The organism is Microbacterium sp. BWT-B31 (assembly GCF_041379855.1).
Classification (GTDB): Bacteria; Actinomycetota; Actinomycetes; order Actinomycetales; family Microbacteriaceae; genus Microbacterium.
In genome coordinates this window covers 40700-54263 of the sequence record NZ_JBFECU010000016.1, presented here as the reverse complement: position 1 = coordinate 54263, position 13564 = coordinate 40700, and the positions used below count along the sequence as shown (strand labels likewise).

Below are 13564 nucleotides of genomic sequence, written 5' to 3'. Positions count from 1 at the left end.
AGCCGCAGAGGCTCGCGGCCGGCCTTGAAGGCGCGAGTGAATCGGCGACGAGGCTGGATCTGGCTTGTCAACGCTTCTGATCAGGCGCTGATCTCTCATGGAGTAGACGCGACGGCGGGAGTCGAATCTCCGGTTGAGCATGCCGCCGCCTAATGGGGCAGGCGCAGTATCCCTCGGTCAGCGGCCGTCTGCCGCGTGATTACGCGGGTGTCGGGGGAGTGCTCGCACCTGGCCTCGGGCGGATTGAATCAGCTCGTTCGTGCGGCTTGCGCGGGGCTTGTGTCCAAAATGTGTCCACGCCAGTGCGCCTCGAGGGTGAGGCACCCCAACCGACGGGGGCGACGCCGATGCTGTCGAACAGGAAATGTACGCACGTGCCTTCCAGTCGACGAGGTGCGAGTGGGTGGCCGGCACGCGCTGCGTGGAGACGCGTGGGCGGATGGTTGAATCGTTGTTCCTTGGCGATCACCCCGCTTGCGAGGAACTTAGGGCGTGACGGATGGCCAGTGCGCCAATTCGCAGCTCGGTCGGCGCCGCGAACGAGTTCGGTCGTACGGGCGTCCGGCCTCGACTGGGAAGATTCTGGGTCAACGCGGGTTTCGTCGACACCACGGGAGATGCCGTGATCTCCGTCGTCAACCCGTGCGGTGGGCGTCGCTCCCATCCTCTCCGCGTACCGCGCCATGAAGGGCCAACTCCGTCAATGACGACGTCGAACCCGCGACGCTGAATCGTTACATTTACTATGCAAGTTCAGCGTTTATTATATGATCACCCAAGCCTGAGCAAAGGAGCACGTCTTGCAGAACAAGCGTCTATACCCGCTGGTGCTGGTGGTCTCTGCCGCCACCCTACTTACTGCCTGCGCCTCTGGTGGCGACACGGTCGCCCCGGACGGAGAGGCCTCCGGCAAGATCACCGTCTGGAGCACATCGCCCACGGCGGAGCACCTCGTCGAACTCTTCGAGGCGGAGCATCCCGACATCGACGTCACCCTCAACAAGACGGCCGAACCTGCCCAGCTGGAGACCGCCTTCCAGGCGGGGTCCGGCGCACCCGACGTGGCGATGGTGGACTACAGTCTGGTTGGGCAGTACGCGCGAGCCGGCTACCTCGCCCCGCTCGACGACCTGGGCGGCGCAGAAGTGCGCGACGACTACATCGACAGCCTCATCAGTCAGGTTTCGGTCGAGGACAAGCTCTACGGCATCCCCCTTGACGCAGCGCCTATGGCGATGATGTACCGCTCTGACCTCCTCGAAGCGGCAGGTGTGGAGCCGCCCACGACTTGGGACGAGTTCGCGGAAGCGGCGAAGACCTACCGCGCCGCGACGCCGGACGGGTACTTCGTAAACTCGGCCCTGAGCGACCAGGCGCTGAACGTCATGCTGTGGCAGGCAGGCATCACGCCGGTGACGACCTCGGGCGAGGAGATCTCTGTCTCCTACGACAGCGACCAGGCCGTCAAGGTCGCTGAGTATTGGACCGACCTCACCGACGCCGATGCGGCAGCGAGTCTGCCTATTGGAGCGCCGGAGTGGATCCAGGCGGTCGCCGAGGGCAAGATCGCGACCCTACTCGCCCCCGCGTGGTTCAGCGGAGTGCTCTCGAACGTCGCTCCCGACAGCGCCGGCTCCTGGCAGGTCGCGCCCATGCCCACCTGGAAGCCTGGCGAGCGCTCGTCCGCGCAGAAGGGCGGCAGCGCCTACACGGTCAGCGAGCAGAGCAAGAATAAGCTCGCCGCGGCGACGTTCGCCATCTGGGTCAACCACGAGCCCGTCGCCGCCGACTACCTGTTCGAGTCCGATGGTTTCCCGACACTGAAGAGCTACGCGACGGACGCCGAACTGCTCTCCACGCCGTTCGAGTTCTTCGGCGGTCAAGCCGTCAACGAAGTGTTCGCCGAGGAGCTCCAGGCGATCCCGACCGATTGGCAGTGGTCACCCTTCGCGACTGAGACAGCGCGACTGGTCACGGAGGCTGAACAGCAGATCGCCAGCGGCGCCGCTGACGCGAAGGAGGCGCTCGGCACGCTCCAGTCGAACGTAACGAGCTACGCGGAGCGCCAGGGCTTCACACTCAAGAAATAGCTCCCCACGGCCGCGCGGATCGCTGCCCCTCCTCAGGCGGCGATCCGAGCGGCCGTCGCCGCCTCCCCGCAGCAGGGTGGTTCGTCTCCAAGGAGACGAACCACCCTGCTGCGTCTCAGAAGCGAGGAGCGAGGACGCGCTGCGTCTGGGTGCCGAGCCGGGTGATTCCCAGTGTCATGACCTCGCCGCCGCGCAGGAAGATCTCGGGAGAATGCCCCATCCCTACGCCCGGCGGAGTCCCCGTGTTGATGAGGTCGCCAGGCTCGAGGGTGAGGAACTGGCTGAGGTAGTGCACGATGAAGCGCGGGCTGAAGATCATGGTCGACGTCGACCCGCGCTGCCGCCGGACACCGTCGACGTCGAGCCACATGTCGAGGTCGGTCACGTCATCGATCTCGTCCTTGGTCACGAGGTACGGCCCCGCGGGGTTGAAGGTGGGAGCGGACTTGCCCTTGGACCACTGCCCGTTTCGCTCCAGCTGCCACTCGCGTTCACTCACGTCGTTCACGAGCACGTAGCCGGCGATCGCCGCCTCCGCCTCCGCCTCGTCAGCGAGGTAGGAGGCCTTCTGCCCGATGACTATGCCGAGCTCGACCTCCCAATCGGTCTTCGTCGAACCACGGGGAATCTGCACGTCGTCCTCTGGGCCGATCAGCGTATTGGGTGACTTGGTGAACAGAATCGGCTCGCTGGGCACGGCCTGGCCGGTCTCCGCCGCATGATCGCGATAGTTCAGGCCAATGCAGAGAATCTGGTGCGGTCGCGCGATCGGCGCCCCGATGCGGCGGCCTCCGATCGGCTCGCCGCGCCCTGCGCCAGCACGCTCCGCGACGATCGCGGCAAGGTCCCCGAGTCTGCCCGACCCGAAGAAGGCCTCGTCGAAGTCATGGACGACATCGGACAGGTCGATAACCGTGTCGTCGTCGATGAGGGCGCCGGGCTTCTCGAACCCAGCATTCCCGAGGCGGACGAATCTCATGGGGCACTTCCTTGTCGTTCGGGGAGCGTCGCCGAGGAAGGCGATACGGAGATTGTATTGCAAATACGGAGATTGTAATATGCATTGCGAGGTCAGCAGTTTCACGCATGCAGCGAGCAGAACCACCGCAGGCGCACGCATCACCCGCTTCGTAGGCTCGGCGAGCGATCAACCCGACCGCACCTGATCGAACATAGGAAAGAGACATGAGCACACCCCTGGCGAACGACCGCGCCGAGGTCACCGACGAGCAGCGGGCACAGCTGGCCGCATCCGGCTTCTACATCACGGAGGCGCTCTTCGACGACGCCGAGATCGCAGCGATGCGCGATGAGCTCCTCGACATCGCGACGACCCAGCAGGAAGCCAACAAGACCGGCGGCACGTTCGCGTACGCCCTGCACCAGCGCAACATCCGGTGCCGCGAGTTCCTGCGCCACCCGGTCTTCCAGCAGTTGTGCGCCCAACTCCTCGGACCCGACGTCTTCCAGACCTGGAACCAGATGATCGTGAAGATGCCCGGCACCGGCGGCAACTTCGCCTGGCACCAGGACGGCTACTACGGAGCATTCGCCCCGGACGGCACTCCTACCGAGGACCGCACCACCATGGCGGCATCTGACACCCTCACGTTCTGGGTGGCACTGACGGACACCACCATCGAGAACGGATGCCTGTGGGCGCTCCCGGGCCGCCACGAGGAGGGGTTCCTCCCACACCGCTGGAACGAGGAGGGCCAGGAGTGGGTGGGCACCTACTCCACCGAGGCGGAAATTCCCGTCGAGCTCACCGCTGGCCAGATTCTCGTCTTTACCCGTCTGACGCCGCATCGCAGCGGAGCGAACACCACGGACGCGGCGCGCATCGGCTACCAGATCGGCTATGCCGTGGAAGAGGGGCACTACGACCGAGTGCCGTTCCTCGCCGGGGGAGAGCTCGTCTGAGGCGACAACACGCCCGCCCCCTCATGATCGTCTCGTCCGGCGTCGCGTCGCATTCCCCGACCACGGAGTTCCGCCGATTCGACGACTTCCCGTTCTGGACAGCGGGAGTGGTCCTGCGCGGATCGACGCGGTACCGCTCGAGAGGGCTGACGCATATCGCGACGGCGCCGTCGCTGCAGATCGTCCCGCCGGGCACCGCCTATCAGCTGAGCTGCGGCCCCTCCGCCGGCCCATGGGTCGAGGCGTGGGCGGTGTTCGCACCGCCCACGCACTGGACGCGCCTGCTCGCACTCCCCGAACCGCTCCCCGGGATACGCAGTGCAACGGTCCCGCGGACCCCCGCCGGTCACATGATCCTCCGGGAAGTCGTGCGCGGCGTGCGACAGGCGGCAGCCTCGCCCCGCTGGCGGAATGAGATCGTGGCCAGCACCGTCGAGCGGGTGCTGCTCCTCGCCCAGCTGCAGCGTCGCTCTAGCGGCGATTCCACCACGTCGTCGACCGACGAACGGCTCCGCGCCGTCGAGATCGCCATATTCGCCGATCCCGGACGGCAGTGGACAGTGTCGGCCCTCGCAGGTATCAGCCACCTCTCTCCCTCACGATTCGCGCACCTGTTCACGCAGCAGCGAGGAATCTCGCCGATGCGATACCTCGAAGCCGCCCGAATGGAACGCGCCAGAGAGCTCCTCCTATCGACGGCTGACTCCGTCCAGGAGATCGCACACGCAGTCGGCTACTCGAGCCCGCTGCACTTCTCCGCACGCTTCAAGGTCGTCACCTCGATGGCTCCGACAGAGTTCAGGCGTCACCCGCGGGAATGACCGCGACGGCTCGCCGGAATCGGTGCACCCCGGCGCCGCACTCGATCGGTGCGTCCTCGCCCGGCACCCGCACCACGGCGACCGCGGTGGGCGGGACGACGACCTCCAGCTCGAATCCGTCGGAGCCCTGCTCCCATCGGACCTCGATCCGCCCGGATACCGAGTCCAGGACCACCGTTGCCGACGACAGGTCGCCGAGGATCGGCTCGACGGCGAACCGGCGGTACCCGGGCTCCAACGGCCGCAGACCACCGACCCGTCGATGCAGAAAGTCGGCGACGGCGCCGTATGCGTAGTGGTTGAAGGACGTCATGCTGCCTGGGTGTACCCGACCATCCGGGAGCAGCGCATCCCACCGCTCCCACATCGTCGTCGCTCCCATCTCCACCGCGTACAGCCAAGACGGCGACGACGTCTGGGTCAGCATCCGGAAGGCGAGATCGGTGCGCCCTGTCAGGTGCAGGGCGTCGAGGATGTGCGGCGTCCCGAGGAACCCCGTCGACACCGTCGCATCCGCCGCCTCAACGAGCTCCGCCAACCGTCGGCCCGCCCCCGTGAGACGCTCCGGATCGGACAGCAACCCGAAGGTGATCCCGATCGCGTAGACGGTCTGGCAGTCGCTGCGGATGCGACCCTCGGCATCGACGAACTCGGCGTTGAAACCGTCCGCGACGCGAGCGGCCAGGCGCGCGTAGGCCTCGGCATCGTCCGCCCTGCACAACCGGCGGGCAGCCTCCGCCACGTTCTGTGCAGAGCGGAACAGATACGCGGTGGCGACCACCGCGGGATCGGCCTTCGCCGCCGCCGGGTCCTCGGCGGGAGCATCCGGGTCCAGCCAGTCCCCGATCTGTCCAGTAGCGAACCAGACGCCGCGATCATCAGCGAGCCCGGCGATCCGGTCGACCCACCTCGTCATCGATGCATACTGTCGTGCGAGCATCCCATCGTCCGCGAAGGCGTCGTGGAGGCTGAGCGGAACGATGGTGGCGGCATCCCCCCACCCCGCTGCGGGGCTCCACTCGCCGGGGTATACGTTCGGGACGATCCAGGGGACCGAACCGTCGTCGAGCTGCTCCGCGGCGAGATCCTCGAGCCAGCCCGACAGGAATCCTGAGGTGTCGAACAGGAAGTTCGCGGTCGGAGCGAACACCTGGATGTCGCCGGTCCACCCCAGCCGCTCGGCCCGTTGCGGGCAATCGGTCGGCACGTCCAGGAAGTTCCCCCTCGCACCCCAGACGATGTTGCGATGCAGCTGTTCGAGGCGAGTGTCAGAGCATTCGAACCACCCCGTGCGCACCAGGTCGGTGCCCAGCACCTCGGCCGACACGTCGGCCGGATCGAGATCGGGGACACCGTCGATCTGCGCGTATCGGAAACCGCTGAAGGTGAGGGAGGGTACCAACACCTCCTCGGCCGCACCGGACGTCAGGTACGAACACGTCGCCTTCGCATGCCCGAGTGGGCGCAGCGCAAGCTCACCACCGGCGAGCACCTCGGCATGCTTCACCGTCACCTCGGTGCCCGCCGGAAGGCCTCGCACCGTGAGGCGCACGCGGCCGACCAGGTTCTGGCCGAAGTCAACGACGGTCCGGCCGCTCGGCGTCACCAGCTTCTGCAGCCCCGGCAGCGTGTCGGTCACACGGACGGCGGGGCCGCGGCGCGGCACCAGCCGGGCGGCGTCGAAGTCGACCACCTCGACGCCGGAGCGAACGGGACCGCCGGCGGCGAGGGGCGCGCGACTCTCCCCGTTGTAGAGGTCGTCGGCCACGATCTCGCAGGTCTCGGCGCCCCACGACTCGTCCGTGCCGATTTGCAGCTCCGTGCCGTCGTCGAGCGCGGCCTCCAGCTGGACCAGTCCGGCGAGCCGGTCGCCGTAGTTCGAGCGATCCATCTCCCAGGTCAGATTACCGCGGTACCACCCGTTGCCGAGCGTCATCTCGATCCGGTTGGCTCCGGCGCGCAGATGCGGGCGCACGTCGTAGGACTGATAGCGGAGCCGCTGTTCGTATGCGGTCCATCCAGGTGCGAGCTCATCGGTCCCGACGCGGATGCCGTTGATCCGCAGGACGTAGATGCCGAGGGCCGTGATCCACACTCGGGCTTCACGAACTGGTGCCCCCAGGACCACGTCCTTCGTCAGCACCGGCGCTCCCGCGTCCATGCCGCCCAGACCTTGCGGAGAGATGAATGAGGCGGTCCAGTCGCTCGCCTCCAGAAGCCCCACCACCACGGCGAACGGCTCAGACCATTGCGTCCACTGCCCCTCCGCATCGCCCACTCGCACCCGCACGGCCCCCGCGTCTCGCGAGCGGAGACTCTCGAACGGCCACGGGCGGAGGATAGCCGATGCGCCATCGAGCAAGCGCGTCTCCACCCCCACTGCCGTCGCCCACTCCACCTCAGCATGGATCGGCACGATGCGATCTCCCTCCCCGCCGATCAACGTCCAGGAAAGACGCGGGCGGTCGGTGCCGACCACCGCCCCGCTCTCGCCCTGTTCCACGGCGAGCGCACCGACTCGCAGAGCAGTCATGCTCGCGGCTCGGACGCCGCGTCCTCGACCCGGTAGGCCTCGGCGAGGAGATCGGCCATACCCGCGGAGAGCTCCGCGTATTCGGCGGGGTCGAGCTCCCGGAGGCCGCCACTCGACTTCGCGCCGAGGCGGCCGTCGCCGACCATCCGCTCGAGGATCCGCGGTGGGTCGAATCGCGCACCGAGGTGCGTCGAGAGGTAGTTCAGGATCGCGAGGTACGTGTCGAGCCCTCCGAGGTCCGCGCTCAGAAGCGGGCCGAACCGCGCGAGACGCGGACCGAAGGAGGTCCGCACAATCCGGTCGATGTCCTCCGGGGAGGCGAGTCCCTCCTCCAGACAGAGCAGCGCCTCACGGAAGAGGGCGAACTGCAGACGGTTGGCCACGAATCCCGGCGCGCTCCGCACCTGGATCGGCTCCTTGCCGACGGCCGCCATCAGCGCGGAAGCCGCGACCACGGTCTCTTCGCTGGTGCGGGCTCCGACGACCACCTCGACGCACGGAACGATGACCGCGGGGTTGAACCAGTGCAACCCGAGCAGCCGCGATGGGTCATCCAACGCGCCCGCCAGTTCGTCGATGTCGATCGACGATGTGTTGGTCGCAAAGAGGGTGCTTGACGCCGCCAGCTCGTCGATGCGGCGCCACAGTGCGAGTTTGACTTCGACGTCCTCCGACACCGCCTCGATCACCAGCTCGCAGTCGGAGACGGCGTCGTCGAGCTCTCGCAGTGCGATCCGCGGGTGCGCCATGACTTCGACCTGCGCGGCGATGCCGGCGACCGGTTCGACGACCGAGACCCGATACCCTCCATCGCCGAGCGCTAGGGCGATCCCGCGGCCCATGAGGCCACCGCCGATCACCGCGATGTGGGAGGTCATAGAGATTCCTTCGTGTCGATCGGAGTGGGGTCGGCGTCAGAGGTGCGCATCGCGTTCGAGCGGGAAGAGTGGGCGCCGTCGCCGACGGTAGGGAAGCAGCGAGCAGTCCGCGCCGGTGACGCCCGGGGTGTCCACCTGCAAGACCAGGCCGACACGGGGGCCGTATCCCGCCAGCGGCGAGTGCACGCCCTTCGCGACGATCGCCCTGTAGTCGGTCAACGACAGTCCGATCTCCTCCAACTGGACTGGGGTCAGAGGCAGTGTCACCCTGGTGGTCACCACGACGGTCTGCCCCGTCCCAAGGCGGAGTGCAGCGCTGGGCCCGGCGTCGAACCGCCGGAATCCGGCATGCAGCGTGCCCGTCGCCTCGAAGGTGCCGTCGCTGAGCCCGATAACCGTCGCCTTTCCCCTCACCGCGGCGGCGCTCGGGCCGATCACCACGTCGAGGACTCCGCCGACGCCTGTGCGATGGGCGGATGCTGCGGCCGCCGGGTCGTGCACGATCGAGACCAGATCGCGGAAGTCCGTACGGATCGCCGCATCCAGGAGCACCACCGAGTCCCCGGGAGAGCCGCCGCCGACGTTGTCGCCCACATCGAGCAGCAGGACGGGCGTGGCGTCGGTCGAGGAGGCGATCTCCAGCGCCTCCTCCGGCTTCGGTATCCGCGCGTCGAACTCGTCGCGGCGCTCCCACACGCGTTCCGCGAGCGCGCGGGCGAGCTCCGCCGCCTGCACGGGAGCATCGTCGGTGATGACCACTGCGGACATCCCCATCTCTGGCACGTCGGCATACGGATAGCCCTCTGCCACGGTGGCCGTCAGCACCCCCGTTAGAGCCGCCGTCGCGACGACATCGGCAATGACGTCGGACATCGGCGAGACATCCGTGTTCTGGCGGAGGATGTTGATGAAGGCGGGGATCGGCACGAAAGCGAGCGTCGGAACGATGACGCCACGCGCCGCGTCGAACACGAGATGACCGATCTCCTCCGCCATCGGTCGTGCGTCGACGTGCGGGTTGGTCCGGTAGGTGTTCAGCAGATCGGCGGCCTCGCACATCCGCGCACTGATGTTCGCGTGCAGGTCCAGCGAGGTGCCGATGACCACTCCGGGTCCGACCGCGTCCCGGACGACCCCGAGGAGGTGTCCGTCTACATCATCTACGTCCTCCGCGACGGCGGCGCCGTGGAGCACCACGAGCACACCGTCGAAGGGACCGTTGGCGGCCAGGGACTCCCGGAAGTACCCGACCTGCGTGGCGAGCGCCTCCGCTGTCACGGGGCCTGCCGGCACCAGGACGGACAGGACCATCGGTACGAGATCCACCTGCCCGTCCGCCTCGGCGGCGGCGATGAAGCCGCCGGCCGTCGACGCGCTCCCGCGGAACTCGCGGAGCACGTCCTCGCCCCAGAAGGTGCCGGCAGCTCGCACGTAGGCATCGTCCACCTGCACCGGTGCGAAGCTGTTCGCCTCGTGGTAGAAGCCCAGGAGCCCGATCCTGATGCGACGTCGTTCTCCGTTCACGTCAGTGCCTGGAGACTCTGCTCGAACGCGTCGACGGTGCGGTCGATGTGCTCGTCAGTGTGCGCCGTCGACAGGTACCAGCGCCCACCGGGAAGCGTGAAGATCCCGCGGCGCAGGAGCTCGACGATCAGGTCGCCGTAGCGGACTTGGTCGCCGGCGAGGAAGTCGTCGAACGTGTCGAGCCGTTCCACGCCGAGCGTGCACTGCACGACCGGCCCGAGTTGGTTCACCGCTCCAGTGACTCCCGCGCGGCGCAGCACCTCGCGGAGTCCGTCGGCGAGCCTCGCGCCGGCCGCGTCGAGGCGCTCGAACGTCCCCTCCTTGCTGAGCTGCCCGATCGTTGCGACGGCCGCGGTGAGGGCGATCGGGTTGCCGTTGTACGTTCCCGCATGCGTCGTACCGCTGGTGACCTGATCGATGATGCTCGCCTTGCCGACGATGGCGGCGAGCGTGATCCCGCCGGCGATCGCCTTCGCAAGCACCACAAGGTCGGGAACCACCCCGAATCGTTCGACGGCGCCTCCCAGGGCGACACGGAACCCCGTGATGACCTCGTCGAAGACGAGCACCACGCCATGGGTCGTGCATAGGGCGCGCACGGCCTCGAGGAACCCTGCGGGCGGGTGGATAACGCCGGAGTTGATCAGCACGGGCTCAAGGAACACCGCCGCGACATCGGAGCGGTCGGCCAGGAGCGCCGCGAGCGCGTCGGCGTCTCCCCACGGCAGCACATCGACGTACTCGTCGACGTCGGACTGCTGCCCCTTGGTGTCGCTCCTGCCTGCCCGCGGTCGATAGCCGACGAGCATCTGGTCCGACCACCCGTGGTAGTGGCCGGCGAATCTGACTATGCGCTGCTTGCCGGTCCATGACCGCGCGAGACGGAGGGCGCTCAGGTCGGCTTCGGTGCCGGTGTTGGACCACAGCACCCTGTCGAGGTCGGGGTAGGCCGTCAGCAGCGCCTCGGCCGCGAGATACTCCAGCTCATGGCCCGAGCCGTACGTCGCCCCCTTGGTGATCTGCTCGGACACCGCGGCGACGAGCGCCGGGTTGCCATGGCCGAGGATGTTCGGCCCCCACCCCAGCACGTAGTCGATGTACTCGTTGCCGTCCACATCGAACAGCAGTCCGCCCTCACCGCGATCGAAGAAGATCGGATGCGGACGGGCGCTCGCCCTCAGTCCGGTGGAGACGCCACCGCCGAGACTCGCCCGTGCTCGCTCGTAGGCGGCCGCGGATTTCGGCCACGCCTGGATGATGGTCGCTTCTGTCTGGTTCACGGCAGGTCACTCCTTCGCGATGCGGGACGGTGTTGTGGGAGACGGCGCCGGTCGGAGCACGACGACCGAGTGGGCGGGCAGCATCATCTCGCCAGCGTTGTCGAGGGAGGGGCTGCCGGTCTCCTCTCCCAACTGCCGCGCGGCGTACTCCGCACTGCTGGGCAGTCCTGTGATGACGCATCGGACGACGTCGGCGGTCGGGTTCGCGATGAGCATCTCGATCTCGGTATCCCGTCCAGCGGCGATGGCGTAAAGCCCCGAGGTCGTACCGTCGAAGGTCGCGCGCACGCGGGGCAGCCCGCTCAACCGACCGAACTCGCGGAAGACCCCGTACGTCGGAAGTGCCGCGCCGAAGTCGTCGAACAGCCCGCAGTACCAGCCGCGGGGCTGGCCGTCATAGTAGTTCGCGACCGTGACCGAAGTGTCCTGGAGCGCGCAGAGCACACCCGCGGCGAACGACGCGCCCTCCATACCCTTCACGCGGTCGAAGAGGAAGCGCCGCACGCGCACCGGATCGGTCTCGGCAGGGTCAACCTCGGCGATGTGGTTCCACTCGTTGAGGTGGATCTCGACATCGTCGAAGCCGTACTCAGCGAGCCAGCCATCGACGAGGCGCGCGTTGTCGACGATCGACGAGACCTTGTCCGCGTAGGTGTGCCACGAGAAGAAGTCCAGGGGAAGCCGCTCGTCACGACACCGCCGGAGGAACTCACGCGTGTGCGCCTCGTTGATCATGGTGCAGGCCGGTCCGCCGATCCGGATCTCGGGGAAGGCGGCGCGGATCGCCTTGGCCGTCACCGCGTAGAGCGTGAAGTACTCGTCATCGGTGCCACTCCACATGACGCCGATATCCGGATTGTCCGCTTCGTTCCAGATTTCCCAGTGCGCGATCCCGTATGCGTAGCCGTCTGCCCAGCCCTCGTTGTAGTGGCGGATGATGCCCAGGCATACCTGCGCCCACTTCGCCGCGTCGGCAGGCGGATGCACGAAGTACTTGCGCCTCGAGTGCTCGATGCTCTCACCGAGGCGGTACACGATCGACGCGCCGGTGGCGACGATCGAGGCGATGTAGTCGTCGGTGCGGGCGAAGTCGTAGGAGTCCGGATCGGACGGATCCCGGTCGAAATCGGGGAAGATCGTATGGATGTCGACCTCCCACGCATGCGGCCAGTTGGGGTCGTGCAGTCTTACGAAGGGGATCTGCGCCTCGCGATAGAGGTCGGACGCGTCGACGAGTCCGCCGTACGTAACTGGGCCGTTATTCACGCCGTGGAGCGCGCGCACGAGTGTTCCGTCGGGAGCCCCGACATCCAGGACGACCTCGTTCATCGCGTCGACTCGCGCACTAGTGTCGAGCTGGTGAGGAACTCCTCGGTGAGCGACGCGCCGAGACCGGGGCGCTCCGGCGGAGACATGCGGCCGTCCGTGACCTCGAAGTGCAGCTCGACCATGCGCGGGTACACGTCGTTCAGGAACGCACGGAGCACCTCCTGGTAACCGACGATCGAATGCGAGGCCGCCAGATGCAGACCTGCGAGCAGGTTAATCGGCCCCGTGCAGTCGTGCATAGATGCCACGACGCCGTAGGAACTGGCGAGGGCGAGGATGTTCCGTGCTTCGCTGATGCCGCCGCACCATGACGGATCGAGGTGGACGTAGCCGATACCCTCGGCTTCGAACATCCGCCGAAACTCCCATCGGCCCATCAGGTACTCGCTTGCCGCCACCGGCACCTGGCTCGCGGCATGCAGACGCGAGAGCACGGTCGGGTCGTTCGCGAGAACCATGTCCTCCGCCCAGCGGACATCGAGGTCCTCGACCGCGCGCAGGATTTGGATCGCCGGAGCGAGCTGCCACTTGCCATGGCCTTCGAGCATGATCTCGATCCGGTCGCCCACGGCGGAGCGGATCGACTCGAGGATGCCCCGCCCCGTGGCGAGGTCGCGCCCGGTGATCGAGCGCCCACCGTCGGCGTCGGCGAACTGGTCGAAGGGCCACAGCTTCATCCCTGTAAACCCCTGTTCCAGGAGCTCCGCGGCGAGGTCACCCGGGTCATTGAGGGCCCGCCACAGGTCGTCCTTGTCCGCGTGAGGACCGCGGCCCACGACGCTGCCCGTGGCATACGTGGATCCGGCGCAGGTGTTGTAGACGCGGGTCGGCATCTCCCCCGCACCCCCGAGCATCTGGTAGACCGGCGCGCCGAGAAGCTTGCCCTTGAGGTCCCACATCGCGAGGTCGACGGCCGAGAGCGCCCGCATGTCGGTCCCGCCGGCCCCCCGCCGCGCGGAGGCCACGTACTCGCGCTCCCACAAAGTGCCGTCGCGCAGCGCATCGGTGCCGATGAGCGCAGGGGCGATGACCTCGTGCACGTAGGCGGCGACGGTCTTCGGCGTGTAGTAGGTCTCTCCCAGGCCTACGGCACCGGAGGAATCGTGGATCTGGACGAAGGTGAGAGTGGCCGCGCCCGCGTTAGGGTCATGCAGCGTCTCGACGCGTTCGATGGTCATTGTGCACC

10 protein-coding genes are annotated in these 13564 nt (G+C 67.4%); 3 read left to right on the top strand and 7 right to left on the bottom strand.

From position 1 onward, the window contains the following. Positions 1-800 precede the first annotated feature (800 nt). Positions 801-2090: an ABC transporter substrate-binding protein gene (locus AB1K54_RS14545; protein ID WP_371203479.1), complete on the top strand. Its 1290-nt coding sequence runs from the start codon at positions 801-803 to the stop codon at positions 2088-2090. A 115-nt stretch (positions 2091-2205) separates the two neighbouring features. Here AB1K54_RS14545 and AB1K54_RS14540 read toward each other — a convergent pair whose 3' ends face one another. Then, the gene (locus tag AB1K54_RS14540; RefSeq protein WP_371203478.1) at positions 2206-3174 is read right to left on the bottom strand and encodes a fumarylacetoacetate hydrolase family protein; all 969 of its coding nucleotides are present in this window, start codon (positions 3172-3174) and stop codon (positions 2206-2208) included. Positions 3175-3275: 101 nt separating this feature from the next. Here AB1K54_RS14540 and AB1K54_RS14535 point away from each other — a divergent pair, with 101 nt between their 5' ends. Together AB1K54_RS14535 and AB1K54_RS14530 are read left to right on the top strand one after the other, a co-directional pair. Next, positions 3276-4013 (top strand): phytanoyl-CoA dioxygenase family protein, encoded by a 738-nt coding sequence (locus AB1K54_RS14535; RefSeq protein WP_371203477.1) that lies wholly within the window; start codon positions 3276-3278, stop codon positions 4011-4013. A 23-nt stretch (positions 4014-4036) separates the two neighbouring features. After that, entirely contained in the window at positions 4037-4834 is a 798-nt protein-coding gene (locus tag AB1K54_RS14530) for a helix-turn-helix transcriptional regulator (RefSeq protein ID WP_371203476.1), read from the top strand. Here AB1K54_RS14530 and AB1K54_RS14525 read toward each other — a convergent pair. Genes AB1K54_RS14525 through AB1K54_RS14500 form a run of 6 tightly spaced genes read right to left on the bottom strand, consistent with a single transcriptional unit; the run spans position 4812 to position 13556 of the window. Further along, a complete protein-coding gene (locus AB1K54_RS14525; protein WP_371203475.1) occupies positions 4812-7367 on the bottom strand; it encodes a family 78 glycoside hydrolase catalytic domain in 2556 nt (851 codons plus the stop codon). The genes AB1K54_RS14530 and AB1K54_RS14525 overlap by 23 nt on opposite strands. Next, positions 7364-8245, bottom strand: coding sequence for a 3-hydroxyacyl-CoA dehydrogenase family protein (locus tag AB1K54_RS14520; RefSeq protein ID WP_371203474.1), 882 nt, complete (start codon positions 8243-8245; stop codon positions 7364-7366). The genes AB1K54_RS14525 and AB1K54_RS14520 overlap by 4 nt, the downstream gene beginning before the upstream one ends. A 36-nt stretch (positions 8246-8281) precedes the next feature. After that, positions 8282-9769: a M81 family metallopeptidase gene (locus tag AB1K54_RS14515; RefSeq protein ID WP_371203473.1), complete on the bottom strand. Its 1488-nt coding sequence runs from the start codon at positions 9767-9769 to the stop codon at positions 8282-8284. Then, positions 9766-11049 (bottom strand): aspartate aminotransferase family protein, encoded by a 1284-nt coding sequence (locus AB1K54_RS14510; protein WP_371203472.1) that lies wholly within the window; start codon positions 11047-11049, stop codon positions 9766-9768. The genes AB1K54_RS14515 and AB1K54_RS14510 overlap by 4 nt, the downstream gene beginning before the upstream one ends. A gap of 6 nt (positions 11050-11055) precedes the next feature. Continuing rightward, positions 11056-12378, bottom strand: a complete 1323-nt coding sequence (locus tag AB1K54_RS14505; protein WP_371203471.1) for a hypothetical protein — start codon at positions 12376-12378, stop codon at positions 11056-11058. Next, a complete protein-coding gene (locus tag AB1K54_RS14500; protein ID WP_371203470.1) occupies positions 12375-13556 on the bottom strand; it encodes a mandelate racemase/muconate lactonizing enzyme family protein in 1182 nt (393 codons plus the stop codon). The genes AB1K54_RS14505 and AB1K54_RS14500 overlap by 4 nt, the downstream gene beginning before the upstream one ends. Between the last annotated feature and the right edge of the window lie 8 nt (positions 13557-13564).

Coding starts and splice junctions, on each gene's coding strand:
- AB1K54_RS14535 (WP_371203477.1), top strand. CDS start 3,276: ATGAGCACACCCCTGGCGAACGACCGCGCCGAGGTCACCGACGAGCAG.
- AB1K54_RS14530 (WP_371203476.1), top strand. CDS start 4,037: ATGATCGTCTCGTCCGGCGTCGCGTCGCATTCCCCGACCACGGAGTTC.
- AB1K54_RS14525 (WP_371203475.1), bottom strand. CDS start 7,367: ATGACTGCTCTGCGAGTCGGTGCGCTCGCCGTGGAACAGGGCGAGAGC.
- AB1K54_RS14520 (WP_371203474.1), bottom strand. CDS start 8,245: ATGACCTCCCACATCGCGGTGATCGGCGGTGGCCTCATGGGCCGCGGG.
- AB1K54_RS14505 (WP_371203471.1), bottom strand. CDS start 12,378: ATGAACGAGGTCGTCCTGGATGTCGGGGCTCCCGACGGAACACTCGTG.
- AB1K54_RS14500 (WP_371203470.1), bottom strand. CDS start 13,556: ATGACCATCGAACGCGTCGAGACGCTGCATGACCCTAACGCGGGCGCG.